The sequence below is a fragment of the Streptomyces sp. V4I2 genome (assembly GCF_030817655.1).
In the GTDB taxonomy this organism is placed as follows: Bacteria; Actinomycetota; Actinomycetes; order Streptomycetales; family Streptomycetaceae; genus Streptomyces; species Streptomyces plumbiresistens.
On sequence record NZ_JAUSZM010000003.1, the window covers coordinates 7,976,859 to 8,002,276 of the forward strand.

22 protein-coding genes and 1 pseudogene are annotated in these 25,418 nt (G+C 72.5%); 13 read left to right on the forward strand and 10 right to left on the reverse strand.

The window, feature by feature from the left end; translation table 11 throughout:
* The first annotated feature begins 7 nt into the window (after nt 1–7).
* The 6 genes from QFZ76_RS37510 to QFZ76_RS37535 all read left to right on the forward strand — a co-directional run bounded on the left by QFZ76_RS37510 (nt 8) and on the right by QFZ76_RS37535 (nt 8,478).
* Complete coding sequence (locus QFZ76_RS37510) at nt 8–1,228, forward strand: MFS transporter (RefSeq protein WP_307677837.1); 1,221 nt, start codon at nt 8–10, stop codon at nt 1,226–1,228.
* A 128-nt stretch (nt 1,229–1,356) separates the two neighbouring features.
* Nucleotides 1,357–2,826 carry a 3' terminal RNA ribose 2'-O-methyltransferase Hen1 gene (locus QFZ76_RS37515; RefSeq protein ID WP_307677838.1) on the forward strand — a complete coding sequence of 490 codons (1,470 nt, stop codon included), beginning with the start codon at nt 1,357–1,359 and terminating at the stop codon, nt 2,824–2,826.
* The gene (locus QFZ76_RS37520; RefSeq protein WP_307677839.1) at nt 2,823–5,372 is read left to right on the forward strand and encodes a polynucleotide kinase-phosphatase; all 2,550 of its coding nucleotides are present in this window, start codon (nt 2,823–2,825) and stop codon (nt 5,370–5,372) included. Before QFZ76_RS37515 ends, QFZ76_RS37520 begins: the two co-directional genes overlap by 4 nt.
* Nucleotides 5,373–6,112: 740 nt before the next feature.
* Nucleotides 6,113–6,322: a hypothetical protein gene (locus tag QFZ76_RS37525; RefSeq protein ID WP_307677840.1), complete on the forward strand. Its 210-nt coding sequence runs from the start codon at nt 6,113–6,115 to the stop codon at nt 6,320–6,322.
* 112 nt (nt 6,323–6,434) lie between these two features.
* On the forward strand, nt 6,435–6,659 hold the full coding sequence (locus QFZ76_RS37530; protein WP_307677841.1) for a hypothetical protein: 225 nt from the start codon (nt 6,435–6,437) through the stop codon (nt 6,657–6,659).
* 70 nt (nt 6,660–6,729) lie between these two features.
* Complete coding sequence (locus QFZ76_RS37535) at nt 6,730–8,478, forward strand: HEXXH motif domain-containing protein (RefSeq protein WP_307677842.1); 1,749 nt, start codon at nt 6,730–6,732, stop codon at nt 8,476–8,478.
* A gap of 18 nt (nt 8,479–8,496) precedes the next feature.
* On the opposite strand, the gene QFZ76_RS37540 is transcribed toward QFZ76_RS37535, so the two are convergent.
* The gene (locus QFZ76_RS37540) at nt 8,497–9,396 is read right to left on the reverse strand and encodes a hypothetical protein (protein ID WP_307677843.1); all 900 of its coding nucleotides are present in this window, start codon (nt 9,394–9,396) and stop codon (nt 8,497–8,499) included.
* The gene (locus QFZ76_RS37545; protein ID WP_307677844.1) at nt 9,393–10,430 is read right to left on the reverse strand and encodes an SPFH domain-containing protein; all 1,038 of its coding nucleotides are present in this window, start codon (nt 10,428–10,430) and stop codon (nt 9,393–9,395) included. Before QFZ76_RS37545 ends, QFZ76_RS37540 begins: the two co-directional genes overlap by 4 nt.
* Nucleotides 10,431–10,562: 132 nt before the next feature.
* On the opposite strand from QFZ76_RS37545, the gene QFZ76_RS37550 reads away from it, so the two are divergent.
* Together QFZ76_RS37550 and argF are read left to right on the forward strand one after the other, a co-directional pair.
* Nucleotides 10,563–11,786, forward strand: a complete 1,224-nt coding sequence (locus QFZ76_RS37550) for an arginine deiminase (RefSeq protein ID WP_266432638.1) — start codon at nt 10,563–10,565, stop codon at nt 11,784–11,786.
* A 114-nt stretch (nt 11,787–11,900) separates the two neighbouring features.
* Nucleotides 11,901–12,914 carry an ornithine carbamoyltransferase gene (argF, locus tag QFZ76_RS37555; RefSeq protein ID WP_307677845.1) on the forward strand — a complete coding sequence of 338 codons (1,014 nt, stop codon included), beginning with the start codon at nt 11,901–11,903 and terminating at the stop codon, nt 12,912–12,914.
* A 54-nt stretch (nt 12,915–12,968) separates the two neighbouring features.
* Here argF and QFZ76_RS37560 read toward each other — a convergent pair whose 3' ends face one another.
* Nucleotides 12,969–13,421, reverse strand: a complete 453-nt coding sequence (locus tag QFZ76_RS37560; protein WP_307677846.1) for an ATP-binding protein — start codon at nt 13,419–13,421, stop codon at nt 12,969–12,971.
* A 370-nt stretch (nt 13,422–13,791) separates the two neighbouring features.
* Between QFZ76_RS37560 and QFZ76_RS37565 the strand changes: the two genes are divergently transcribed.
* Nucleotides 13,792–14,619 carry an enoyl-CoA hydratase family protein gene (locus QFZ76_RS37565; RefSeq protein ID WP_307677847.1) on the forward strand — a complete coding sequence of 276 codons (828 nt, stop codon included), beginning with the start codon at nt 13,792–13,794 and terminating at the stop codon, nt 14,617–14,619.
* Entirely contained in the window at nt 14,619–16,979 is a 2,361-nt protein-coding gene (locus tag QFZ76_RS37570; protein WP_307677848.1) for a bifunctional salicylyl-CoA 5-hydroxylase/oxidoreductase, read from the forward strand. Before QFZ76_RS37565 ends, QFZ76_RS37570 begins: the two co-directional genes overlap by 1 nt.
* On the opposite strand, the pseudogene QFZ76_RS37575 reads toward QFZ76_RS37570, so the two are convergent.
* The 5 genes and pseudogenes from QFZ76_RS37575 to QFZ76_RS37595 all read right to left on the reverse strand — a co-directional run bounded on the left by QFZ76_RS37575 (nt 16,963) and on the right by QFZ76_RS37595 (nt 22,211).
* Nucleotides 16,963–18,190, reverse strand: a pseudogene (locus QFZ76_RS37575) (sulfate adenylyltransferase subunit 1). The gene QFZ76_RS37570 and the pseudogene QFZ76_RS37575 overlap by 17 nt on opposite strands.
* A gap of 2 nt (nt 18,191–18,192) precedes the next feature.
* On the reverse strand, nt 18,193–19,101 hold the full coding sequence (gene cysD / locus QFZ76_RS37580; RefSeq protein WP_307677849.1) for a sulfate adenylyltransferase subunit CysD: 909 nt from the start codon (nt 19,099–19,101) through the stop codon (nt 18,193–18,195).
* Nucleotides 19,098–19,652 carry an adenylyl-sulfate kinase gene (gene cysC / locus QFZ76_RS37585; protein WP_307677850.1) on the reverse strand — a complete coding sequence of 185 codons (555 nt, stop codon included), beginning with the start codon at nt 19,650–19,652 and terminating at the stop codon, nt 19,098–19,100. Before cysC ends, cysD begins: the two co-directional genes overlap by 4 nt.
* Nucleotides 19,653–19,766: 114 nt before the next feature.
* Nucleotides 19,767–20,579, reverse strand: a complete 813-nt coding sequence (locus tag QFZ76_RS37590) for a PaaX family transcriptional regulator C-terminal domain-containing protein (RefSeq protein WP_307677851.1) — start codon at nt 20,577–20,579, stop codon at nt 19,767–19,769.
* A gap of 15 nt (nt 20,580–20,594) precedes the next feature.
* Complete coding sequence (locus QFZ76_RS37595) at nt 20,595–22,211, reverse strand: AMP-binding protein (RefSeq protein ID WP_307677852.1); 1,617 nt, start codon at nt 22,209–22,211, stop codon at nt 20,595–20,597.
* 169 nt (nt 22,212–22,380) lie between these two features.
* Between QFZ76_RS37595 and QFZ76_RS37600 the strand changes: the two genes are divergently transcribed.
* On the forward strand, nt 22,381–23,628 hold the full coding sequence (locus QFZ76_RS37600; protein WP_307677853.1) for an acyl-CoA dehydrogenase family protein: 1,248 nt from the start codon (nt 22,381–22,383) through the stop codon (nt 23,626–23,628).
* Complete coding sequence (locus QFZ76_RS37605) at nt 23,625–24,023, forward strand: RidA family protein (RefSeq protein ID WP_307677854.1); 399 nt, start codon at nt 23,625–23,627, stop codon at nt 24,021–24,023. Before QFZ76_RS37600 ends, QFZ76_RS37605 begins: the two co-directional genes overlap by 4 nt.
* Before the next feature lie 51 nt (nt 24,024–24,074).
* On the opposite strand, the gene QFZ76_RS37610 is transcribed toward QFZ76_RS37605, so the two are convergent.
* The gene (locus QFZ76_RS37610; RefSeq protein ID WP_266432615.1) at nt 24,075–24,269 is read right to left on the reverse strand and encodes a DUF5999 family protein; all 195 of its coding nucleotides are present in this window, start codon (nt 24,267–24,269) and stop codon (nt 24,075–24,077) included.
* 247 nt (nt 24,270–24,516) lie between these two features.
* Between QFZ76_RS37610 and QFZ76_RS37615 the strand changes: the two genes are divergently transcribed.
* Nucleotides 24,517–24,942, forward strand: a complete 426-nt coding sequence (locus QFZ76_RS37615) for a DUF6299 family protein (RefSeq protein ID WP_307677855.1) — start codon at nt 24,517–24,519, stop codon at nt 24,940–24,942.
* A 19-nt stretch (nt 24,943–24,961) separates the two neighbouring features.
* Here the strand turns inward: QFZ76_RS37615 and QFZ76_RS37620 are convergent, their stop codons facing one another.
* The gene (locus QFZ76_RS37620) at nt 24,962–25,414 is read right to left on the reverse strand and encodes a flavodoxin family protein (protein WP_266448013.1); all 453 of its coding nucleotides are present in this window, start codon (nt 25,412–25,414) and stop codon (nt 24,962–24,964) included.
* Nucleotides 25,415–25,418: the final 4 nt, after the last annotated feature.

The window sequence follows — 25,418 nt, forward strand, 5'->3', positions numbered from 1 at the left end:
CCCCGCGGTGACGGACCTGCACGGCAGCGCGGTCGCGACCGGCACCGGGGACCGGTCGCGACCGCGTGCCGCCCTTCCCGCCCTGTGCGCGACCCAGATCACCGGCTGGGGCATCGTCTACTACGCCTTCCCCGTCCTCAACGCGCGCATCACCGCCGACACCGGCTGGTCCACCACCGCAACGACCGGCGCCTTCTCCGGCGCCCTGGTCGTCTCCGCGCTCGCCGGAATACCGGTCGGCCGCATCCTGGACCGCCGGGGCCCACGCGCCGTGATGACCACCGGCTCACTGCTGGCCGTCGTCGCGGTGCTCACCCTCGCGTGGGCGCCCAACCTGGCGGTCTTCACAGCGGCTTGGCTGCTCGCCGGGACGGCGATGGCCGCCACCTTCTACCAGCCCGCGTTCGCCGCCGTCACGCGCTGGTGGGGAGAGGACCGCGTCCGTGCCCTCACGATCGTCACCCTCGCCGGCGGCCTCGCCTCCACCGCCTTCGCACCCCTGACGGCCGCCCTCGCCGAACACCTGAGCTGGCGCCTGACGTACACCGTCCTGGCGGCGATCCTCGCGGCCGTCACCGTCCCCGCCCACGCCCTCGCCCTGCGCGGACCCTGGCCGGCCGCACCGGCCCACCCCACGCACCGGGCGGGCGGCGGCAGCCGGTCGGTCGCCCGCAGCCGCCCCTTCCTCCTCCTCGCCGCCGCCTTCACCCTCAACGGCTTCGCGATGTACGCCGTCGTCGTCGCCCTCGTCCCGCTCCTCGCCGAACGCGGCGCGAGCCCCACCGAGGCGGCCTGGGCCCTGGGCCTCGGCGGAGTGGGCCAGACCCTGGGCCGCACGCTGTACCAAGGGCTCGCCCGCCGTACCGGCGTCACCACCCGCACCGTCGCCTTGATCGTCCTGGGCGGTGCGGCCACCGCGGCCCTCGCCGTCGTCCCGGGCCCGTACCCGCTGCTGCTCCTCCTGGCCGTCGCCGCGGCCATGGTGCGCGGCAACCTCACTCTCCTCCAGGCCACCGCCGTGGCCGACCGCTGGGGAACGGCCGACTACGGCCGCCTGTCCGGGATCCTCGCCGCCCCCGCCGCCATCGCGGGGGCGCTGGCACCCTTCGCCGGCGCGGCGCTGGCGCACGCGTTGGGCGGCTACCCGCAGCTCTTCGTCCTGCTCGCCGGGGTGTCCCTGGCCGCCGCCGCCCTGGCCGCGGGATCGGGGATCCGGCGCGGCACGTGACGAACGGGGTTGCGTGAAAAATCCTGAGTGTGCGCAGGGAGCGGCCGATGTACGTTGTGCGGACGCGACCGCGAGGTCCGACATGACGAAACCTCCCAGCTCAGAAGGTATTTCGAGGTGTAACCACCGTGTTCCTGACGATCAGCACCACCGGCACCGCCGAACGCCCCGCCACCGACCTCGGCTTCCTGCTGCACAAGCATCCCGAGAAGGCGCAGGCGTTCTCCACCTCCTACGGCACGGCACACGTCCTCTACCCCGAGGCGGATGCCGAGCGCTGCACGGCGGCGCTGCTGCTGGAGGTCGACGCGGTGGCACTGGTCAGGCGCGGCAAGGGCAAGGGACGCGGCGGCGCCCCCGACGCGGCGCTCGCCCAGTACGTCAACGACCGCCCGTACGCCGCCTCCTCGCTGCTCGCCGTGGCGCTGAGCGGCGTCTTCTCCAGCGCGATGCGGGGTGTGTGCAACGCCAGGCCCGAAGCGGCCGAGCAGACCAGGCCGTTGCGCATCGAGGTGCCCGCCCTTCCGGCCAGAGGCGGCCCGGAACTCGTACGACGCCTCTTCGAACCGCTCGGCTGGGCGGTGACCGTCGATCCGGTGGCGCTGGACGCCGAGTTCCCGGAGTGGGGCGACTCGCGGTACGTACGGCTCGTCCTGGAATCCTCGGAGCTCACTCTCGCCGCGGCCCTGCGTCACCTGTACGTCCTGCTGCCCGTCCTCGACGACGCCAAGCACTACTGGGTGGCCCCCGACGAGGTCGACAAGCTGCTGCGGGCCGGTGAGGGCTGGCTGCCCGAGCACCCGGAGCAGAAGCTGATCACCAGCCGCTATCTGTCGCGCCGCTGGTCGCTGACCCGGCAGGCGATGGAACGGCTGGAGCTCGTGCGGCTGGCCGAGACCGACGACAGCGAGGTCGAGGAGATCGACAACGCGGTCGAGGCGGAGGCCGAGACCGAGGAGAAGCCGACCCCGCTCGCCGTACAGCGCCGGGACGCGATCGTCGCCGCGCTCCAGGCGTCCGGCGCCGCCCGGGTGCTCGACCTCGGCTGCGGGCAGGGCCAGTTGGTGCAGGCGCTGCTCAAGGACCCGAAGTTCACCGAGATCGTCGGCACCGACGTGTCCATGCGGGCGCTGACCGTCGCCTCCCGGCGGCTGAAGCTGGACCGCATGGGGGAGCGGCAGGCCTCGCGCGTCCAGCTCTTCCAGAGCTCGCTGGCGTACACCGACAACCGGCTCAAGGGGTACGACGCCGCCGTGCTGAGCGAGGTGATCGAACACCTCGACCTGCCGCGGCTTCCCGCCCTGGAGTACGCGGTGTTCGGCTCGGCCCGTCCGCGCACCGTGCTGGTGACGACCCCGAACGTCGAGTACAACGTGCGCTGGGAGAGCCTCCCGGCCGGACACGTCCGGCACGGCGACCACCGCTTCGAGTGGACGCGCGCGGAGTTCCGGGCATGGGCACAGGCAGTGGGCGAACGGCACGGCTACGGCGTGGAGTTCATACCGGTCGGACCCGATGACCCGGAGGTCGGGCCACCGACTCAGATGGCCATATTCATCCAGCAGAACGCGACCGAGAAGGAGGCGAAGGCAGCATGACCGATACGCAGCAGCAGACCAAGGGACGCGTCCTCCCCGTCACCGACCTCTCCCTCGTCGTTCTCGTCGGAGCCTCCGGCTCCGGCAAGTCCACCTTCGCCCACCGGCACTTCAAGCCGACCGAGATCATCTCCTCCGACTTCTGCCGCGGCCTGGTCTCCGACGACGAGAACGACCAGAGCGCGACGAGGGACGCCTTCGACGTCCTGCACTACATCGCGGGCAAGCGCCTCGCCGCGGGCCGCCGTACGGTCGTGGACGCCACCAGCGTGCAGCAGGACTCCCGCCGGCAGCTGATCGACCTCGCCAAGCAGTACGACGTGCTGCCCATCGCCATCGTGCTCGACGTGCCGGAGGAGGTGTGCGCCGAGCGCAACACGGCCCGCGTCGACCGCGCCGACATGCCGCGCCGGGTCATCGGACGCCACATCCGCGAACTGCGCCGGTCCGTCCGGCACTTGGAGCGCGAGGGCTTCCGGAAGGTGCACATCCTCCGGGGCGTCGAGGACATCGACAACGCCACCGTCGTCACCGAGAAGCGCTTCAACGACCTGACCCACCTCACCGGACCCTTCGACATCGTCGGCGACATCCACGGCTGCGCCTCCGAACTGGAGACCCTGCTCGGCAAGTTGGGCTACACCGACGGCGTCCACCCCGAGGGCCGCACCGCGGTCTTCGTCGGCGACCTCGTCGACCGCGGCCCGGACAGCCCGGGCGTGCTGCGCCGCGTGATGTCGATGGTGAAGTCGGGCAACGCCCTGTGCGTGCCCGGCAACCACGAGAACAAGTACGGCCGTTACCTCAAGGGCCGCAAGGTCCAGCACACCCACGGACTCGCCGAGACCATCGAGCAGATGGACGGCGAGAGCGAGGAGTTCGCCGCCGAGGTCCGGGAGTTCATCGACGGGCTCGTCAGCCACTACGTCCTCGACGGCGGCCGGCTCGTCGTCTGCCACGCCGGCCTGCCCGAGAAGTACCACGGCCGCACCTCCGGCCGGGTCCGCTCGCACGCCCTGTACGGCGACACCACCGGAGAGACAGACGAGTTCGGGCTGCCGGTGCGCTACCCGTGGGCGGAGGACTACCGGGGCCGGGCGGCCGTGGTCTACGGCCACACCCCGGTCCCCGAGGCCACGTGGCTCAACAACACCATCTGCCTGGACACCGGCGCCGTCTTCGGCGGCAAGCTCACCGCGCTGCGCTGGCCGGAGCGCGAGCTGGTCGACGTACCGGCGGAGCAGATGTGGTACGAGCCGACGAAGCCGCTGCGCAGCGAGGCCCCGGGCGGGCACGACGGACGCCCGCTCGACCTCGCCGACGTGCACGGGCGCCGGGTCGTGGAGACACGGCACGCGGGCCGGGTGTCGGTCCGGGAGGAGAACGCGGCGGCGGCCCTGGAGGTCATGAGCCGCTTCGCGGTGGACCCGCGGCTGCTGCCGTACCTTCCGCCGACCATGGCGCCCACCGCCACCTCGCACATCGAGGGCTACCTGGAGCACCCGGCCGAGGCGTTCGCCCAGTACCAGGAGGACGGCGTCGAGCGGGTCGTGTGCGAGGAGAAGCACATGGGCTCGCGGGCGGTGGCCCTGGTGTGCCGGGACGCGGAGGCGGCCCGCAAGCGCTTCGGGGTGGACGGTCCGACCGGGTCCCTCTACACCCGCACCGGCCGCCCGTTCTTCGACGACGAGTCCGTCACCGAGGAGATCCTCGGCCGCCTGCGCAAGGCGATCGACGAGGCCGGCCTCTGGACCGAACTCGACACTGACTGGCTCCTGTTGGACGCAGAACTGATGCCCTGGTCGCTGAAGGCGTCCGGTCTGCTCCGCAGTCAGTACGCGGCTGTCGGCGCCGCCTCCGGCGCTGTCTTCCCGGGTGCGCTGACCGCCCTGGAGAGCGCGGCGGCACGCGGCGTCGACGTCGCGGACCTGCTGGCCCGCCAGCGCGAACGGGCCGACGCCGCCTCGAAGTTCACGGACGCCTACCGGCGCTACTGCTGGACCACGGACGGCCTGGACGGCGTCCGCCTGGCACCGTTCCAGATCCTCGCCGTACAGGGCCGCAGCCTCGCCGCCCTGCCGCACGACGAGCAGCTGGCCCTGCTGGACCGGCTCGTGGAGCACGACAGCACCGGGCTGCTCCAGACCACCCGACGCCTCTACGTCGACACCGGCGACCCGGAGTCGGTGCGGGCGGGCGTCGACTGGTGGCTGGAGATGACCGGGCGGGGCGGCGAGGGCATGGTCGTCAAGCCGGTCGGCGCGGTGGTACGCAGTGCGCAGGGCCGTCTGGTGCAGCCCGGCATCAAGTGCCGCGGCCGCGAATACCTGCGGATCATCTACGGCCCGGAGTACACCCGCCCGGACCACCTCGCCCGGCTCCGCCACAGGTTCCTCAACCACAAGCGGTCGCTGGCGATCCGCGAGTACGCGCTCGGCCTTGAGGCGCTCGACCGGCTGGCCGAGGGCGAGCCGCTGTGGCGGGTGCACGAGGCCGTGTTCGGGGTACTGGCGCTGGAGTCGGAGCCGGTGGACCCACGTCTGTGAGCCGGACGGCCGCGACCCGTCGACCCGGGTTCGTCGCCGTTTCCGGCCCAGCCGTCCATCCCGGCCTGCCGGCACTGCCCCCGAACCAGGGCGACATCCTCTGGGTGTGGTGGGGCGGACACGGCGTCCTCGACCGGGCCGGCCATCTGCGGCTGTTCTGCGCGGACGCGTCCACCGCCGACAAACTGGGCATCGACCTGGACTCCGCGCTGGAGCGGTACGCCGGGGACGCGGTGGCCGGCTTCGCCGAGCAGTTGTGGATCGGATCGTGGACGCCTGCGAGACCTTCGAGGAGACCCTGGCCTTCCGGGAGCCGCTGCCGCCGGACGCGCTGCCGGTCGGGCGGCGCAACCACGCCCATCAGCAAACCGTGCTGCGTGCCGCGGGGCGCGGCCGGGCCGCGGCCAACGAACCGGCGCGCGGCACCGGACTCTTCTCCGAGATCCTGCTGTCGCTGCTGGCCGACCGCGCCGCTGTCCTGCCCGCACCACCGGATCCGGAGGAACTGTTTCCGGCCGTTCGAACACGTATCGCGGCCCTCAGGGAAGCGGGCCGTACTCTGCAGTATCCCGAGATCCGCCTGCAGAGTCCCGAGCGCGTCGAGATCCTGCCACCGGCGGGAGCGGCACCCGAGCGGCGCCCGGCCTCGCCGCTCCAGCGGGCCGTGGAGGCGCTCCTCGCCTATCCGCTGATGAACGATCCCACCGAACGGCAGACGGTGGTCGCCGCGTTGAACCCCCGTGTCACAGCGACACTGCCCCGTCACCCCCAAGCCCCGCACGGACGCCATCGGCATCCTCAACGGGCTCGCCCGGCACCTGCCTCAGGCACTGTGGGACCTGTACGACGCCGTGGTGTCCGTCGACGACCACCCCGAGCGGGGGGAGGAACTCGGTGCGGCGTTGCGTGAATTCGAGGCCTCGGCGAAGCGCCGGCGTGATCGGAGATGATCGAGTGGCGTGATCGTACGGTTTTCGACTTGGGCAGGAATGGCCATGATGGAAAAGGACACGGAAACGGGCACGGGGCATCCCGTGCCTCCGTGCGAGAAGGGGGAGCATCTTGGACCAGTCGCCCGCTCTGCACCATGCCGAAGCAGCCTTCCTTGGGCCGGCCGCCGGTGCGGGTACCGACGTCTGGGAGTCGGATCTGGCCGACCTCGCGGAGATGCCCTTGACCGCCGTGGACGGTCTCGCCCCGCTCCGCCCCACTGCCCGCCTCCTGGAGGAGGTCCTGCGCGCCCGCGGCAGCATCAGGGGCGGGGGTGAGACGGGCCGGGCCGAATAGCCGACCGCCCGCTTTCGACGCCAGGGCCCGGCCCGGGCCCTGGCATGCCCACACACGGAGGTCTCCGGGAATGTCCAGCGAGCCGCGCTCCGCTCCGTTCCGCATGCCCGAGCGGCTCTTCGCGGAACTGGCCGCCGGAGGCGGCTCCCCGGAGGCTGTGGCCTTCCTCGGACGGGCGGAGCGGGCGCGGCGGCTGTTGCTCCTGCGGACCCTGCTGGACCGCCTCGACGCGCTGCCCACGCAGCTGACGCCCGCCGCCGAGGCCTGGCACATCCTGAAGGACGCGGCGGCCCGGGCACCCGAGCCGGTCGACCGGCTGCTGCTCGCCCCCGCGACCGGCGGCTGGCTCGCCCACGTCCTGCGCCGGGCCCACGGCACCGCGTCCGGACCCGCCCTGTGGGCGGAGGCCGGCCACCTGTGCGCCCTGGCGGTGACAGCGTCGCTGCACGCCGGCACGGACGCGGAACTCCGGGTCCCGCTGGTGGACGGCGCGTTGTCCCTGCCGGGACTGGGCCTGGCCCGACTCCCGGACGCCGAAGGGGCGTTGACGATCGGACGGGCCCGCACGAGCAGGGGAGAGCTGACTCTCGCGGGGCCGGGGCGCGACGGGGACATGACGTCCGTGACGGTCCGGCCGGGGACGGTGGGGCTGGGGAGCGGGGGAGCCGAGGACGGCTCGGCGGCGGCTTCCTGGCTGCCCCTGCGCACCCTCACCCATCCGACGCCCACCGGTACCGTCGCCATCCCGCTCGACGACCTCGACCCCTACCGCGACCTGGACGACCCCCTGCCGCCGGCCCGGCTCGACGCCGCCGAGGCGGAGGAGTGGCAGCGGGTGTTCGAGGAGGCCGTCGCCGTGCTCGCCGCGCCCGGCGGTGTCGGGCCCGGGCGGCTCGACCCGGCATGGATCCGGGCGGTCGTGCCGTGGGGCCGCACGAGCACGCTCCCTCCCGCCCCGCCGACCGTCCAGGCCTCCGCCTCCAGCGGCGACTCCTTCGGCGCGATGGTGATCGCCCGCCCTTCCTCCGCGCTCGCCCTCGCCGAGACGCTGGTCCACGAGTTCCAGCACAGCAAGCTGGCCGCCCTCCTCCACCTCTTCCCCCTCCTCGACGACGACCGGGCCGAGCGCTACTACGCCCCGTGGCGCCCCGACCCCCGCCATCTCACCGGCCTGCTGCACGGCGCGTACGCCTTCACGGGCGTCGCGGGCTTCTGGCGCGACCGCATGGCGGCCGCGCGGGACGACCGGGCGGCCGTGGAGGAGGGCGTCAAGGAGAAGAGCCTTGAGGAGGAGGCCGGTTACCACTTCGCGTTGCGTCGCCTGCAGAGCCGGCTCGTCGTGCGCACCCTGCTGGCCGAGGGGCGTCTCACCGCTCAGGGGCGTGCCCTGGTCTCGGGCCTGGCGCGCACGCTGGACGGCTGGCTGCGGGAGCCGGTCCCCGCGTCCGCCCTCGCCCGTGCCCGTACGGCCGCCGCCCTGCACCGCACCGAGTGGCGGCTGCGCAACGTGGCTCCGACGGACGGTGCGGCGCCATCGGCGGACAGCCCCCGCTTCCGACCCGACCGCACCTCGTGGCCGGACGTGCGCACCCACGCCTTCGCGGTCCGCCCCACCACTCCGTACACCGCCGACGAGCACCTCGCCGCCGGCGACCCGGCCGCCGCGCTCGCCCGGTACGCCGAGGAACTGGCCGCCGACCCCGCCGAACCGCACGCCCTCGCGGGCTGGATCGTCGCCCGCGCCACCCTCGACCCCGGCCGCGCGGCCCGCCGTATGCTGGCCCGCCCCGAACTGCTCCAGCCCCAGCCCAGCGGCTGACCCGGCCGCCGCGTGCCCTCACCCCACCAGCCGCAACCGCTCCCCGCACACCCCCACCCGCACCGACTGCCCCCAGGTCAGCTCCACCGCATCAGTCTCCATTCCGTCGCCGAAGGCGATGAGCCGCTCCGACTCGACGGTGAGGGACAGACGGGCCGACGCGGTGAGTTCCCCGGCCACCAGTGACGTGCCGGTGGCCGGGGACGGCCAGGCCTCGCGCACGAACCACAACAGGCGCGCCTGGGTGGGCGAGGGCAGCGGCCAATGGCCGCCGCGCTCCTGCCACACCGACCGGATCCACCCGGTCGCCCCGGTGCCCGTGCCCACCAGCACCCCGGACGAGGCCTGGGCCTCGACGACACCCCCGTCGCCCTCCAGGCCCAGGCGGTATCTGACTGTCTGGTGTCCGACGGCTCCCAGACAGATCTCGTTGAGCGCGACGACCCGCTGGGTGTCGTCGGCGACGGCCTCGACCATGGTGCGCTCCTCGACGCCGACGGAGCGGGCGAGAACGGCCGGCAGCAGTGCCGCCGCGTCCTTGGGTCGGTGCCGGACCAGTACCCCCGGGTTGCGCCCGGGGTCGGTGTCGATGCCCACCACCGGCTGTCCCGCGAGGTACTTGGCGACGTTCGCCACCAGACCGTCCTGCCCCACCACGACCACCACGTCCTCGGGCGCGAACAGGAACCGGTCCAAGTCCGCTCGCTCGACCCGAGCCTGACGCCAGGTCAGCGGCACCGCCGAGCCGACCTCGGCCAAGGCCTGCCGCGTCCGGCGGTGCCGTTCGGCGAGCTCGGCGAGGTCCCGGCCCCGGGAGGACAGGAAGAACGCGGCCTGCCCGTGGGTGCCGTGCCGGGCCACCAACTCCTCGTACTCCGTGGTGCGATGGACGACGACCACCCGCGGCGCCAGGCTCACGCCCGCTCCCGCGCACCCAGCTTGGCCAGCAGCCCGGTCAGCACGTCCGGCGACACCGTCAGGCTCTCGACGCGCGGCAGGTTCTCCGCGATCCGGGTCCCCGTGAGCGCGTGCAGCGTCGCCACGTCCACCTCCGCGTGCACCCGCAGCCACGCGGCCTGCGCCTGGGCGCGCGCCTCGCCGACCTCGCGCGCCCCCTCCGCCTCCGCACGGGACAGCCGTACGGCACGGGCCGCCTCGGCCTCCGCGAGCCGCACCGTCCGTGCCGCCTCCGCCTGCGCCCGTACGGCGTCCGCCGCCGCGTGCTCCTCGGCCTCGCGCCGGGCGTTCGTGCCGTGCTGGTCGACCAACTGCTCCTCGCGGCGGGCGAGTTCGATCTTGCTGGCCAGCTCGTTCTCCGCGATGGCCCGTTCCCGTTCCACCGCGACGGCCCTTCGTTCGTACGTCGCCCGGTCCGCCTCCTGCTGGATCTGCTCGCGGGCCGGGGTGCGCAGCGCGCGCTCCACCTCGGGCTCCGGCCGCAGCGCCACCACGCGTACGGCGACCACCTCGATGCCGGTCGCGGGCAGCCGCGGCTCGGCGTCCAGGCCGGCCGCGATCCGCTCGCGCACCGCGGTCACGCCGTCGACCAGCGCGGCCGCCAGCGGCGTACGCGCCAGGACGTCCAGGGCGTGCTGCTGGGCCGTCTCGGTGAGCAGCGTGCCGAGCTGCTCCAGCGGCGTGCCCCGCCACACGCCGGTGTCCGGGTCGATGGAGAAGTCGAGGCGGGCGGCGGCCACACCCGGGTCGCCGATCCGGTAGGTGACCGTGGCCTGCACCGCCACGTCCTGGAAGTCGGACGTGCGGGCGTGGAACGTCATCGCCAGTTCCCGGTCGTCGACCGGCACCTCCGACAGCGCGGCGGTCAGCGACCGGAACCAGAAGCTCAGGCCCGGCCCGTCGTGCAGCAGCCGGCCCGCGCGGTGGTGCCGGATGTGCGCCGTCGGTGCGCCGCGCAGGTGGCGCAGGCCGAGGCGCCGGGTGATGTCAGCCATGAAGATCCCCTCGCTTTTCGTCTGAACGACGATAACTGGCGGGTGTGATTATCGTCAAGAGGACGAAAACAAGTGGACGCAGAAACACGTGAGCGACGGGTCAAGACGCCCTGCGATGGTCAGGATGGAGGCATGGGAATGCATGTCGACTCCGAGGCCGGGCGGCTGCGCCGCGTCATCCTGCACCGGCCGGATCTCGAGCTCAAAAGGCTCACGCCCAGCAACAAGACCGCCCTGCTCTTCGACGACGTGCTGTGGGTGCGCCGGGCGCGCGCCGAGCACGACGGGTTCGCCGACGTGCTGCGGGACCGCGGCGTCGCCGTCCACCTCTTCGGCGACCTGCTCGGCGAGGCGCTGGAGATCCCGGCGGCCAGGGCCCTCGTCCTGGACCGGGTCTTCGACGAGAAGGAGTACGGGGTGCTCGCCACCGACCACCTCCGGGCCGCCTTCGAGACGCTGCCCGCCCGCGACCTGGCCGAGGTGCTGGTCGGCGGCATGACCAAGCGGGAGTTCCTGGAAGCGCACGCGGAGCCGACTTCCGTGCGCTTCCACGTCATGGAGCTCGACGACTTCTTGCTCGGCCCGCTGCCCAACCACCTCTTCACCCGCGACACCTCCGCCTGGATCTACGACGGCGTCTCCATCAACGCCATGCGCTGGCCGGCCCGGCAGCGCGAGACCGTGCACTTCGAGGCGATCTACCGGCACCACCCGCTCTTCCGCGACGAAATGTTCAACGTCTGGTCGCAGGGGCAGGCCGACTACCCATCGACCATCGAGGGCGGGGACGTCCTCGTCATCGGCAACGGGGCGGTGCTCATCGGCATGAGCGAGCGGACCACCCCCCAGGCCGTCGAGATGCTCGCGCACAAGCTGTTCGACGCGGGCTCCGCGCAGACGATCGTGGCCCTCGACATGCCCAAGCGACGCGCCTTCATGCACCTCGACACCGTGATGACGATGGTCGACGGCGACACCTTCACCCAGTACGCCGGGCTCGGCATGCTCCGCTCGTACACCATCGAACCGGGCGTCGGCGACAAGGAGCTCAAGGTCACCGACCACCCGCCGGAGCACATGCACCGTGCGATCGCCGCCGCGCTCGGCCTCAACGAGATCCGCGTCCTGACCGCCACCCAGGACGTGCACGCGGCCGAGCGCGAGCAGTGGGACGACGGCTGCAACGTCCTGGCCGTCGAACCGGGCGTCGTCGTCGCCTACGAGCGCAACGCCACGACCAACACCCACCTGCGCAAACAGGGCATCGAGGTGATCGAGATCCCGGGCAGCGAGCTGGGGCGGGGCAGGGGCGGGCCGCGGTGCATGAGCTGCCCGGTCGAGCGCGAGGCCGTGTAGGTGCCTGAAGGTGCCTGAAGGTGCCTGTAGGTGCCGTATGGGGGGCTGTATAGAAATGTGACTCGTCGTATAGACTTCCAGCGTACTTGTTCTCATATCCCTGGAGCGCCCCCCATGGCGACAGTCCCGACCGCCCTCGCCGGCCGCCACTTCCTCAAGGAGCTCGACTTCACCGAGCAGGAGTTCCGCGGCCTGATCGAGCTGGCCGCCGAGCTGAAGGCCGCCAAGAAGGCCGGGACCGAGACGCGGTACCTGCGGGGCCGGAACATCGCGTTGATCTTCGAGAAGACCTCGACGCGCACGCGCTGCGCGTTCGAGGTCGCCGCCGCCGACCAGGGCGCCTCGACGACGTACCTCGACCCCTCGGGCTCCCAGATCGGCCACAAGGAGTCCGTGAAGGACACCGCGCGGGTGCTGGGCCGGATGTACGACGCGATCGAGTACCGCGGGGACAGCCAGGCCAAGGTCGAGGAGCTCGCCGCGTATGCCGGCGTGCCCGTCTACAACGGCCTCACCGACGAGTGGCACCCCACCCAGATGCTCGCCGACGTGCTGACCATGACCGAGCACTGCAGCAAGGACCTCGTCGACGACGGTTTCGTCCTCGCCTACCTCGGCGACGCCCGGTTCAACATGGGCAACTCCTACCTGGTCACCGGCGCGCTGCTCGGCCTGGACGTCCGTATCGTCGCGCCCAAGGAGTACTGGCCCGCCGACGAGGTCGTCGACCGGGCCCGCAAGCTGGCCGAGGACAGCGGGGCGGCCATCCTGCTCACCGAGTCCGTCGAGGAGGGCGTCGCGGGCGCCGACTTCGTCGCCACCGACGTCTGGGTCTCCATGGGCGAGCCCAAGGAGGTCTGGGACGAGCGGATCACCGCCCTCGCCCCGTACGCCGTGACCATGGACGTCCTGCGTGCCACCGGCAACCCGGACGTCAAGTTCCTGCACTGCCTGCCGGCCTTCCACGACCTGGGCACCAAGGTCGGCCAGGAGATCTACGAGACCCGCGGCCTCACGTCCCTCGAGGTGACCGACGAGGTCTTCGAGTCGCCGCACTCGGTCGTCTTCGACGAGGCCGAGAACCGGATGCACACCATCAAGGCGGTCATGGTGGCCACCCTGGCCTGAACAGGCTGAACAGGCTGAACAGACCTGCAACAGGCCCGGGCGGACGTCAGCCGGTCACACCGGACGCCGCTGAGGCGGCACCGTCGGCAGCCTGAACCACACCGCCTTGCCGGACTCGGTGGGGCGGTGACCGCAGGACGAGCTGAGGGCGCGGATCAGCAGCAGACCACGCCCGTGCTCCTGCCAGGGGTCGGGCTCGGCCGCCGCCGGGCGCGTGAGGTTGCCGGGCGGCGCCGGATCCGGGTCGTGCACCTCGACCTGGCAGCCGCTCGGCAGCAGCTCCACCACCAGCTCTATCGGCGCGTCCCCTGCCGTGTGCTCCACGGCGTTCGCCACCAGCTCCGCCGTCAGCAGTTCCGCGGTGTCGCTGTCGGCCCCGTGCTCCAGCTCGGCCAGCGCGGTGCGCACCAGGGCGCGGGCCACCGGCACGGCCGCGGCGGAGTGCGGCAGCGCGATGCGCCAGGAGGCGGAGGCTGCGGGGCGTTCGTACAAGGCGGGTCCGTTCATGAGCAGGCTGTCCTGCTTTCAACCTTATGAATGGTACGGCGCCGCCCGGCAGAGGAGTCCGACGGGCACCGTGCGGGACCTTCGGCCCCGTTGCGGGCGGCTTACCCGGATGAACGGCGGGCCTCGCGCGGTTGCTCCCGCCGTTACGGGTGTGTCGACGAGTCGTGACGGATGTGACGGCCCCGGGTCAGATCCGGAGTCATGTCCCGACCGCCCGACCGCCCGACCGCCCGACCGCCCGACCGCCCGACCGCCCGACCGCCCGACCGACGTATCGCGCACTCGTGACGACAGTCACGGATGAGTGATAGCTTCGAAGGACAGAGCTCCGTGAGGCAGTGCCCGCCACCGAACGAGGAGGCCGCACCTCGTGAGTCCCTTCACCGGCTCCGCCGCCCGCACCCCCCACTGGCAACACCTCCGCGTCGACCTCACCGACGGCGTCGCCACCGTCACCCTCGCCCGCCCCGACAAGCTCAACGCGCTCACCTTCGGTGCCTACGCCGACCTGCGCGACCTGCTCGCCGAACTGTCCCGGGAGCGGTCCGTGCGCGCCCTGGTGCTGGCGGGGGAGGGGCGCGGCTTCTGCTCAGGCGGTGACGTCGACGAGATCATCGGCGCCACCCTCGCCATGGACACCGCCCAGCTCCTCGACTTCAACCGGATGACCGGCCAGGTGGTGCGGGCCGTACGGGAGTGCCCGTTCCCCGTGATCGCGGCGGTGCACGGAGTGGCGGCGGGCGCCGGCGCGGTGCTCGCCCTGGCCGCGGACTTCCGGGTCGCCGACCCCTCGGCCCGCTTCGCCTTCCTCTTCACCCGCGTCGGCCTCTCCGGCGGTGACATGGGCGCCGCCTACCTGCTGCCCCGCGTCGTGGGCCTCGGCCACGCCACCCGCCTCCTCATGCTCGGCGAGCCGGTCCGCGCCCCCGAGGCCGAGCGCATCGGCCTGATCAGCGAAATGACCGAGGAGGGCCGCGCCGACGAGGCCGCCCAGTCCCTGGCCCACCGCCTGGCCGAGGGCCCGGCACTGGCGTACGCCCAGACGAAGGCGCTCCTGACAGCCGAGCTGGACATGCCGTTGGCGGCAGCGGTGGAACTGGACGCCGCCACCCAGGCCCTGTTGATGAACGGCGAGGACTACGCCGAGTTCCACGCAGCGTTCAAGGAAAAGCGACCTCCGAAGTGGCGGGGGCGGTAATGCCGACCCCAGGGACACGTACCTCAGGGGCGCGGGGAACTGCGCGACCAGCCCCCACCGGCCCGCACTCGCCCCACGAGACCAGCCACCCCCGACGCATCGCGGTCATCGGCGGCGGCCCCGGCGGCCTCTACGCCGCAGCCCTGCTGAAACGTCTCCGCCCCCACCGCGAAGTCACCGTCTGGGAACGCAACGCCCCCGACGACACCTTCGGCTTCGGAGTGGTCCTCTCCGACGAGACCCTCGGCGGCATAGAACACGCCGACCCGAACGTCTACGCGGCCCTGCAACAGCACTTCACCCGCTGGGACGACATCGACATCGTTCACCGAGGCACCCGCCACACCTCCGGAGGACACGGTTTCGCCGCCCTCGGCCGCAGACGCCTCCTCGAAATCCTGCACGACCGCTGCCGCGAACTCGGCGTAGAGCTCCGCTTCCACTCCGAGGCGCCCCACCCTGCCCGGCTGGCCGAGGCGTACGACCTCGTCATCGCCGCCGACGGAGTCCACAGCACCACCCGCGAGGCGTACGCCCAGGTGTTCCGGCCCCAGGTGACCGCCCACCGCTGCCGTTACATCTGGCTCGCCGCCGACTTCGCGCTCGACGCCTTCCGCTTCGAGATCGCCGAGACCGAGCACGGCGTGATGCAGCTGCACGGCTACCCGTATGCGGCGGACGCCTCCACCATGATCGTCGAGATGCGGGAGGAGGTCTGGCGGGCGGCGGGCTTCGAGGAGCTCGACGCGCAGGAGTCGATCGAGCACTGCGCCAAGATCTTCGCTGACGCGCTGGGTGGCCGGCCGCTCAGGTCCAACAACTCCGCCTGGAGCACCTTCCGTACGGTGGTCAACGAGCGCTGGTCGCACGGCAACGTGGTCCTGCTCGGCGACGCCGCCCACACCGCGCACTTCTCCATCGGCTCGGGCACCAAGCTGGCCGTCGAGGACGCCCTCGCGCTGGCCGCCTGCCTGGAGGAACAGGACTCCCTGGAAGGGGCGTTGGCGGCATACGAGGAAGAGCGGCGCCCCGTCGTCGCCTCGACCCAGCGCGCGGCCCGCGCCAGCCTGGAGTGGTTCGAGAACCTCGCTCTCCACCTCGACCAGCCGCCCCGCCAGTTCGCCTTCAACCTGCTCACCCGCAGCCGCCGTGTCACCCACGACAACCTCCGCCTGCGCGACCCCCGCTTCACGGAGGCCGTCGAGCGCGAGTTCGGCTGCCCGCCCGGCACGCCCCCGATGTTCACCCCGCTCCGGCTGCGCGGCCTGACCCTGCGCAACCGGGTCGTCGTCTCCCCCATGGACATGTACTCGGCCACCGACGGCCTCCCCGGCGACTTCCACCTCGTCCACCTGGGCGCACGGGCCCTCGGCGGCGCCGGCCTGGTGATGACCGAGATGGTGTGCGTGTCCCCCGAGGGCCGGATCACGCCCGGCTGCACCGGCCTCTACACCGGTAAGCAGGCCGAGGCCTGGAGACGGATCACCGAGTTCGTGCACGCGCAGGCGCCCGGCACCGCGATCGGCGTGCAGCTCGGCCACAGTGGACGCAAGGGCTCGACCAAGCTCATGTGGGAGGGCATCGACGAACCGCTGGACGACGGCAACTGGCCGCTCGTGGCCGCGTCCCCGATCCCCTACAAGCCGCACAGCCAGACCCCGCGCGAGCTGTCCCGTGCCCAACTCACCGACCTGCGCGAGCAGTTCACGTCCGCCGCCTGGCGGGCCGCCCGGGCCGGGTTCGACCTGCTCGAACTGCACTGCGCGCACGGCTACCTGCTCTCCGGCTTCCTCTCCCCGCTGACCAACCGCCGCACCGACGCCTACGGCGGCTCGCTCGCGAAACGGCTCCGCTTCCCGCTGGAGGTCTTCGACGCCGTACGGGGCGTGTGGCCGCAGGAGAAGCCCCTGACCGTCCGCATCTCCGCCACCGACTGGGCCAAGGGCGGGAACACGGCGGAGGACGCCGTCGAGATCGCCCGTGCCTTCGCCGCGCACGGCGCCGACGCGATCGACGTGTCGACCGGGCAGGTCGTGGCCGACGAACGGCCGGAGTACGGGCGGTCGTACCAGACGCCGTACGCGGACCGTATCCGCCACGCCACCGGCATCCCCGTGATCGCGGTCGGCGCGATCTCTTCCTGGGACGACGTCAACTCCCTGATCCTGGCCGGGCGCACGGACCTGTGCGCCCTCGCCCGCCCGCATCTCTACGACCCGCACTGGACCCTGCACGCGGCGGCCGAGCAGGGCTACGACGGACCGGGCGTCGCTTGGCCGGCCCCGTACCGGGCAGGCAGCCGCCGCCCGCAGACCGGACGGACGGACGCGCCCAAACCCCGCCTCAGCCTGGGCAGTTGAGCTCGACCATGCCCGCGGTCAGCGTCGCGCCGTCCGCCGGGTCGATCAGGAGGAACGCGCCGGTGCGCCGGGAGACCGCGTAGTCGTCGAGGGCCAGTGGCTCGGCGGTGCGCAGGGTGATCCGGCCCAGGTCGTTCGCCGTCAGCTCGGCGGCTCCGGCGAGGTTCTCGACGACCGCCTTGACGGTCCGGGTGGTGTGCCTGACCAGCACGCGGTCACCGACCCTCAGCGGGCGGTCGGTCAGGTGGCACACGGCCGCCCGGACCTCCCGGGTGAGCGCCGGGACGACGCCGGCCCCCGCGGTGATCATGTCGCCGCGCGAGACGTCCCGCCGGTCGGCCAGCCGCACACCGACCGACTGCGGCGCGTACGCCACCTGAGCGGCGACGCCGAGCACGTCGATGCCGGTGATCTCGGAGGTCTCGCCGGACGGGTGGACGGTGGTCGCCGACCCGCAGTGAGCCCGACACCAACTGGCCCGCGTAGTAGCGGACTTCGCCGTCGCGGATCACGTACTGGACCGGGAAGCGGGTGGGTGCGTCCGCGGCCTCGGTGCCGACGGGGACGTTCCCCAGGAACTCCAGCAGCGCCGGGCCCTCGTACCAGTCCATGCGGGCGGACCGGTCCACGACGTTGTCGCCGACGAGCGCCGAGACCGGGATCGGCGTGAAGCCGGGCAGTCCCAGCTCCGCCGCGTGGCCCGCGAAGTCCTCGACGATCCGGTCGAACTCCTTCTCCACGTACCCGACCAGGTCCATCTTGTTCACGGCGAGCACGACGTGCGGCACGCGCAGCAGCGCGGCGATCGCGGCGTGCCGGCGGGTCTGCTCGACGACGCCGTTGCGGGCGTCGACCAGGACGATCGCCAGCTCGGCGGTGGAGGCGCCGGTGACCATGTTGCGGGTGTACTGCACATGGCCCGGGGTGTCGGCGAGGATGAACCGGCGGCGGGGCGTGGCGAAGTAGCGGTAGGCCACGTCGATGGTGATGCCCTGCTCCCGCTCGGCGCGCAGGCCGTCGGTGAGGAGCGCAAGATCCGGGGTGTCCTGGCCGCGGCTGCGGGAGGCGTGCTCGACGGCCGCCAGCTGGTCGGTGAGGACCGACTTGGAGTCGTGCAACAGCCGTCCGACGAGCGTGGACTTGCCGTCGTCCACTGAGCCGGCGGTGGCGAACCGCAGCGTGTCGATGGTGGTACCGATCGTGCCGGTCATGATTAGAAGTACCCCTCGCGCTTGCGGTCTTCCATCGCGGCCTCGGGCATCTTGTCGTCGGCGCGGGTGGCGCCGCGCTCGGTGAGCCGGGAGGCGGCGATCTCGGCGATCACCTTCTCGATGGTGTCGGCGTCGGAGTCGACGGCACCGGTGCAGGACATGTCGCCGACCGTGCGGTAGCGCACCAGTCGCTTCTCGACGGTCTCGGTGTCCTTCGGGCCGCCCCACTCACCCGGGGTCAGCCACATTCCGCCCCGCCGGAACACCTCGCGGTGATGGGCGAAGTAGATCTGCGGCAGCTCGATGCCGTCGCGGGCGATGTACTGCCACACGTCCAGCTCGGTCCAGTTGGACAGCGGGAAGACGCGGACGTGCTCGCCGGGGGCGTGCCGGCCGTTGTACAGGTTCCACAGCTCGGGCCGCTGGCGGCGCGGGTCCCACTGGGAGAACTCGTCCCGCAGTGAGAACACCCGCTCCTTGGCCCGGGCCTTCTCCTCGTCGCGACGGCCACCGCCGAACACCGCGTCGAAGCGCTCGGCCTGGATCTTCTCCGTCAGCGGCAGCGTCTGCAGCGGGTTGCGGGTCCCGTCGGGACGTTCGCGCAGCACACCCCGGTCGATGTAGTCCTGTACGGAGGCCACATGGAGCCGCAACCCATGCCTGTCGACCGTACGGCCCCGGTACTCGAGGACCTCGGGGAAGTTGTGTCCGGTGTCCACGTGCAGCAGCGAGAAGGGCACCGCGGCTGGGGCGAACGCCTTCAGGGCCAGGTGCAGCATGACGATGGAGTCCTTGCCGCCGGAGAACAGGATCACCGGCCGCTCGAACTCACCCGCCACCTCACGGAAGATGTGCACCGCCTCGGACTCCAGCGCGTCCAGGTGCGACAGCGTGAACGCGGTCGTCGTCACACCAACCCCCGCTCCGCCAGCACCGCGTACACCGCGGCCGCCGACTCCCGCGGGGTCTGGTCCTGCGTCGGCAGCACGAGCGCCGGGTCCGTCGGTGGCTCGTACGGGTCGTCGACGCCGGTGAGCCCGGTCAGCCGGCCCGCGGCCTGACGGGCGTACAGCCCCTTCACGTCCCGCTCGCTGCACACCTCGACCGGGGTCGCCACATGCACCTCGATGTACGGCGTCCCGCTCGCCTCGTGCCGCCCCCGGACGGCCTCGCGGCTGTCGGCGTACGGGGCGATCACCGGGACGACGGAGAGCACGCCGTTGCGCGCGAGCACCTCGGACACCAGCCCGATGCGCTGCACGTTCGTGTTGCGGTCCGCGCGGGAGAAGCCGAGGCCCGCGGAGAGGAAGCGGCGGATCTCGTCGCCGTCGAGGACCTCCACGCGATGTCCCTCGGCCTTCAGCCGGTCGCCGAGGTGGCGGGCGATGGTCGTCTTGCCCGCGCTCGGCAGCCCCGTGAGCCAGACGGTGGCTCCCTGAGCAGCCCTTGCCGTGGTGGTCATGCGCAACGGTCCTCTTCCCTCTTGCTTACGACCCCAGGGACGGTAGGTAAGAACCTTGAGAAGAGGGACAGAGGAACCTGAGGGTTCCCTTAGGGGCCCGTGATGTTCATGAGGTCACACGACCGCGAAGGCGGCCCCCGCGTCCCGCAGCCGCTCGTGCAGCCCTCGGAACACCGCGGCCGAGCGGGCGCCCGGCCAGTCCGGGGGGAGCAGGCCCGCGGGCAGCCCGGGATCGGCGTAGGGGAGGTGGCGCCAGGTGTCCAGGGCGAGGAGGTAGTCGTGGTACGCCTCCTCGGCCGGGGTGTCCGCCCGTCGCTCCCAGTCGTGCAGCACGCGCGCGTGCCGGTCGAGGAACGCCTCGTGCTCCTTGGCGATCGCCGCCAGGTCCCACCAGCGGGCGACCGCCTCCGCGGTCGGCGCGAAGCCGAGGTGCTCGCCGCGGAAGAAGTCGACGTACGGGTCGAGCCGCAGCCGCTGGAGGGTGTGGCGGCTCTCCTCGTACAGCCGCGCCGGCGCGATCCACACGCCGGGCGCGGCGGTGCCGAAGCCGAGCCCGGCCAGGCGTGAACGCAGCACGTGCCGCTTCTGCCGCTCGGACTCCGGGACGGAGAACACGGCGAGCACCCAGCCCTCGTCCTCCGGCGGTGTGACGGCGTAGATGCGACGGTCGCCGTCGTCGAGCAACTGGCGGGCGTCCGGCGACAGTTCGTACCCCGCCGCGCCCTGTGCCGTACGGGCCGGCAGGAGCAGCCCGCGGCGTTTGAGCCGGGACACGGAGGAGCGTACGGAGGGGGCGTCCACGCCGACCGCGGCCAGCAGTCGGATCAGCTCGGCGACGGGTACGGGGCCGGGCATGAAGCGGCCGTACGCGCCGTAGAGCGTGACGATGAGAGACCGTGGTGCATGCTGGTCGGACACGTTGATCATCTTAGGTCGTCGGCATCACTGCTGGTCACCATCGGTGTCACCTGCGTCGCCGGATGCGGCGCGCAGCCGGAACCGCTGCAGCTTGCCGGTCGCCGTGCGCGGCAGCGCGTTCAGGAGGACGATCTCGCGCGGGCATTTGTAGGGCGCCAGTTCGGACCGGACGAAGACGCGCAGCGCCTCGGTGTCGCGTGAGGCGCCCTCCTTGAGGACGGCGTAGGCCACCACGACCTCCCCGCGCGCCTCGTCGGGCCGCCCCACGACCGCCGCCTCCAGCACGTCCGGGTGGCGCAGCAGCGCCTCCTCGACCTCCGGTCCGGCGATGTTGTACCCGGCCGAGATGATCATGTCGTCCGCGCGGGCGACGTACCGGAAGTAGCCGTCGGGCTCGCGGACATACGTGTCGCCGGTGACGTTCCAGCCGTCGCGCACGTACTCCCGCTGCCGCGGGTCGGCGAGATACCGGCAGCCGACCGGCCCGCGCACCGCCAGCAGCCCGGGCTCGCCGTCGGGCACCGGCGCGCCGCTCTCGTCCTGCACGCGCGCCTGCCACCCCGGTACGGGCACCCCCGTCGTCCCCGGCCTGATGTGCTCGTCGGCCGCCGAGATGAAGATGTGCAGCAGCTCGGTGGCGCCGATGCCGTTGATGACGCGCAGCCCGGTCCGCTCGTGCCAGGCCCGCCAGGTGGCGGCAGGCAGGTTCTCGCCGGCCGAGACGCAGCGGCGCAGGGAGGAGACGTCGTACGCGTCGACCTCGTCGAGCATCGCGCGGTAGGCAGTCGGCGCGGTGAACAGGACCGACACCCGGTGCTCGGCGATCGCGGGCAACAGCTGCCGGGGACCGGCCTGTTCGAGGAGCAGGGCGCTGGCCCCGGCGCGCATCGGGAAGACCACCAGTCCGCCGAGGCCGAAGGTGAAGCCGAGCGGCGGGCTGCCGGTGAAGACGTCCTCGGGGTGCGGCCCGAGCACATGGCGGGCGAAGGTGTCGGCGATCGCCAGCACGTCCCGGTGGAAGTGCATACAGCCCTTGGGGCGGCCGGTGGTCCCGGAGGTGAACGCGATCAGCGCGACGTCGTCGGCCGCGGTGTCCACGGCGGTGTACGGCTCCTCGGGCGCCGCCCGGTTCAGCAGGTCGTCGGGGGCGTCACCGCCGTACGTGGTGATCCTGATCCCCGGTATCTCTGCCTTGGCGAGGTCGTCGACGGACCGGATGTCGCACAGGGCGTGGTCTATGCGGGCGATCTCGCACATCGTGGCCAGCTCGTGCGGGCGCTGCTGGGCCAGCACGGTGACGGCGACCGCGCCGGCCTTCAGCACCGCCAGCCAGCAGGCGGCCAGCCAGGGGGTGGTGGGGCCGCGCAGCAGGACGCGGTTGCCGGGGACGACACCGAGGTCACGGGTGAGGAGGTGCGCGATGCGGTCGACGCGGGTGCGGAGGTCGCCGTACGTCCAGGTGCCGCCCGCCGGGGTGTGGAACACCGGTCGGTCCGCGGCCGGCCCGGAAAGGAGTTCGGCGGCGCAGTTCAGCCGATCGGGGTAGTCCAGCTCCGGCAGGTCGAAGCGGAGCTCGGGCCACTGGTCCGGGGGCGGGAGATGGTCGCGGGCGAAGGTGTCGACGTGCGCCGAGGGGTTCATGGCGGTTCGCCCCCTTGCCTTGTGGGCGTCGGTGGTGGGCGTGGACGGCATCCCTGGTGGGCATCTCTGGTGGGCTCGCGCATCGAGCGTATCGTGTTGGTGACGACAGTCAACGGTGCGCGATACCGTCGGGAGTGGCCGCAGGGCTGCGGGGGAGAGAGGACCGGCAATGCCCGCATTCTCACTCGAACCATCACAGATCGCCTGGTGTGCGGAGCTGCGCACCCTGGCCGCGGACCGGCTGCGCCCCCTCGCGGAGAAGGGCGAACCGGGCCACGTGAATCGTCCCCTGGTCGCGGAACTCGGCCAACAGGGCCTGCTGTCCCGCCTGTTCACCTCCGGCGCCCTCGACCTCTGTCTGATGCGGGAGTCCCTGGCCCACGCCTGCACCGAGGCGGAGACCGCCCTCGCCCTCCAGGGCCTGGGCGCCCACCCGGTCCACGCCCACGGCACCCCGGCCCAGCGGGACCGCTGGCTGCCCCGGGTCACCGACGGCACGGCGGTGGCGGCCTTCGCGCTGAGCGAGCCGGGTGCGGGCTCGGACGCGGCGGCGCTGTCGCTGACCGCCCGGCCGGACGGCTCGCCGACCGCTCGGCCGGACGGCCCCGCCGGTGCCGAGTCGTCGGCCGACACCGTCGCCGGCGGCCCCTCCGGCGCCGAGTCGCCCGCCGACGCCGCACTCGCCGCCGACCCCGACGGCCCCGCCCGCTGGCGGCTCACCGGGGAGAAGTGCTGGATCTCCAACGCGCCCGAGGCCGACTTCTACACCGTCTTCGCCCGCACCACCCCGGGCGCCGGCGCCCGTGGCGTCACCGCCTTCCTCGTGCCCGCCGACCGCCCCGGCCTCACCGGCACGGCCCTCGACCTGCTCTCGCCGCACCCCATCGGCGCCCTCGACTTCGACGCGGTGCCGGTGACCGCCGACGACGTGCTCGGCGAGGTCGACCGCGGCTTCCGGGTCGCCATGGGCACCCTCAACCTGTTCCGCCCCAGCGTCGGCGCCTTCGCGGTCGGCATGGCCCAGGCGGCCCTGGACGCCGCCCTCGCGCACACTGCCCAACGGGACGCGTTCGGCGGCAAGTTGAGGGACCTGCAGACGGTCGCCCACCAGGTCGCCGAGATGGCCCTGCGCACCGAGGCGGCCCGCCTCATGGTGTACGCGGCGGCGACGGCGTACGACGCGGGCGCACCGGACGTCCCGAAGCGCGCGGCGATGGCGAAGCTGCTCGCCACCGAGACCGCGCAGTACGTCGTCGACGCGGCCGTCCAACTGCACGGCGCCCGCGCCCTGCGCCGCGGCCACCTGCTCGAACACCTCTACCGCGAGGTACGCGCCCCACGCATCTACGAGGGGGCCAGCGAGGTCCAACGGGGCATCATCGCCAAGGAGTTGTACGCGAACCAGGAGGCCCTGTGAGCGCCCAGCGCATCAACCCGCCCGAACTCTCCCCGCCCGCCGGCTTCTCCCATGCGGTCGTCGCCACCGGGACGCGCGTGGTGTTCCTGGCGGGCCAGACCGCTCTCGACACCGACGGCAAGGTCGTCGGCGACACCCTCCCCGAGCAGTTCGAGCGAGCCCTCGCCAATCTCCTCACGGCCCTGACCGCCGCCGGCGGCACCCCCGCCGACCTAGCCCGCGTCACGGTGTACGCCACGGACATCGCCACGTACCGCACCCACGCTCCCGAACTCGGGCGTGTCTGGCGTCAGTTGGCGGGCCGGGACTACCCGGCGATGGCGGTCGTCGAGGTCGTACGCCTGTGGGACGACCAGGCGATGGTGGAGCTCGACGGCTTCGCGGTGCTGCCCTGACCGAGCGTGAACCGCTCCCGCAAGGGCGATCAGGAAGCGATCAGGAAGCGATCAGGCCGCGATCGTCAGCCGCTCGACGGGCACCCGGTGCGGGGCGACGATCCGGCCGTCCGGCAGCAGCTCGCCGGTGTCGTCGAACACGATCGCGCCGTCGCACAGCAGGTTCCAGCCCTGCTCGGGGTGGGCGGCGACGATGTGCGGGGTGTGGTCGTCGGTTGCGGGGCACGAAGGCTGGTGGGAACGCATGGCGCACCTCCACGTCGGTTGGACCATCGGGTCCGGTCCTATGGATAGACCATCCTCCCGCCGCGAACTCATCGGAACGGCCTGCCCCGAAGCGTGACAACACGCGGACAACACGGGGACAACACGGGGACAGCACGCGGACCGTTCCGCGACCGCCGGTGCGGACTCGCTATCGAAGGGGTGACGATCACGGCTGCGGGGGCTCCTGCCCGGTACCAGTGGAGCCCCTACTTCAGGAGGTCTTCCCATGTCCTTGCGCCCTGCCCTCGTCGCCGTCGCCGGTGCCGCGCTGCTCCTGCTGGCCGCCCCCGTCGGGCCGGCGACCGCGGACCCGTTCGAGATCGTGACGGTCGACCCGACGGGCCGTATCGCGTCCGACGGCACCGTGACCCTGTCCGGCACCTACCGCTGCACCGGCAGCACTGGCCCGGTGTACGTCAGCTCGTCCGTCGGCCAGGGCTCCCTGTCCGTCCGCCACGGCATCGGCGGCACCCGCGCGGTGTGCGACGGGCTGGAGCACGCCTGGTCGAACACCGGCAAGCCGTGGCGGAGTTCCCTCGCACCCGGCGCGGCGCAGGTCGAGGCCACCCTGATGGAGCTGCGCCCGCAGGGCGGTCTGCCGCTGCCCCGCTTCCACGCGGCCCAGCGGCCCAGCGGCAGGAGGTCACCCTGACCGAGGGCTGACCGCCGCGTCAGTCCATGAGCCCCGCGGCGACGGTGGCGCCCAGCTCCCAGCAGGCCTCGACGTCCGCCTTGCCGGGCTCGCCCGTCACGGTGACGGCCTCGGCGGCACGCCGCCAGCCGAGGCCGGTCGTGATCGCCTCGATGCCGCGGACCGCTCCGGTGACGTCGTTGCCGCCGTGCACGTAGTAGCCGAACGGGCGGCCCTGCGTGGCGTCCAGGCAGGGGTAGTAGACCTGGTCGAAGAAGTGCTTCAGCGCGCCGGACATGTAGCCGAGGTTCGCCGGCGTACCGAGCAGGAACCCGTCGGCCTCCAGCACGTCGGACGCCGTCGCGGCCAGCGCGGCCCGTCGCACGACGCGGACTCCCTCGATCTCCGGGTCCGTCGCACCGGCGACGACGGCCTCGAACAGCGCCTGGCAGTTCGGCGAGGGCGTGTGATGCACGATCAGCAAAGTAGCCACCCCC

Bases quoted from the DNA above. Each gene is read 5' to 3' on its own strand.
- QFZ76_RS37520 (WP_307677839.1), top strand. From the start codon at position 2,823: ATGACCGATACGCAGCAGCAGACCAAGGGACGCGTCCTCCCCGTCACC.
- QFZ76_RS37535 (WP_307677842.1), top strand. From the start codon at position 6,730: ATGTCCAGCGAGCCGCGCTCCGCTCCGTTCCGCATGCCCGAGCGGCTC.
- QFZ76_RS37545 (WP_307677844.1), bottom strand. From the start codon at position 10,430: ATGGCTGACATCACCCGGCGCCTCGGCCTGCGCCACCTGCGCGGCGCA.
- QFZ76_RS37550 (WP_266432638.1), top strand. From the start codon at position 10,563: ATGGGAATGCATGTCGACTCCGAGGCCGGGCGGCTGCGCCGCGTCATC.
- argF (WP_307677845.1), top strand. From the start codon at position 11,901: ATGGCGACAGTCCCGACCGCCCTCGCCGGCCGCCACTTCCTCAAGGAG.
- QFZ76_RS37560 (WP_307677846.1), bottom strand. From the start codon at position 13,421: ATGAACGGACCCGCCTTGTACGAACGCCCCGCAGCCTCCGCCTCCTGG.
- QFZ76_RS37570 (WP_307677848.1), top strand. From the start codon at position 14,619: ATGCCGACCCCAGGGACACGTACCTCAGGGGCGCGGGGAACTGCGCGA.
- cysC (WP_307677850.1), bottom strand. From the start codon at position 19,652: ATGACCACCACGGCAAGGGCTGCTCAGGGAGCCACCGTCTGGCTCACG.
- QFZ76_RS37590 (WP_307677851.1), bottom strand. From the start codon at position 20,579: ATGATCAACGTGTCCGACCAGCATGCACCACGGTCTCTCATCGTCACG.
- QFZ76_RS37595 (WP_307677852.1), bottom strand. From the start codon at position 22,211: ATGAACCCCTCGGCGCACGTCGACACCTTCGCCCGCGACCATCTCCCG.
- QFZ76_RS37600 (WP_307677853.1), top strand. From the start codon at position 22,381: ATGCCCGCATTCTCACTCGAACCATCACAGATCGCCTGGTGTGCGGAG.
- QFZ76_RS37610 (WP_266432615.1), bottom strand. From the start codon at position 24,269: ATGCGTTCCCACCAGCCTTCGTGCCCCGCAACCGACGACCACACCCCG.
- QFZ76_RS37615 (WP_307677855.1), top strand. From the start codon at position 24,517: ATGTCCTTGCGCCCTGCCCTCGTCGCCGTCGCCGGTGCCGCGCTGCTC.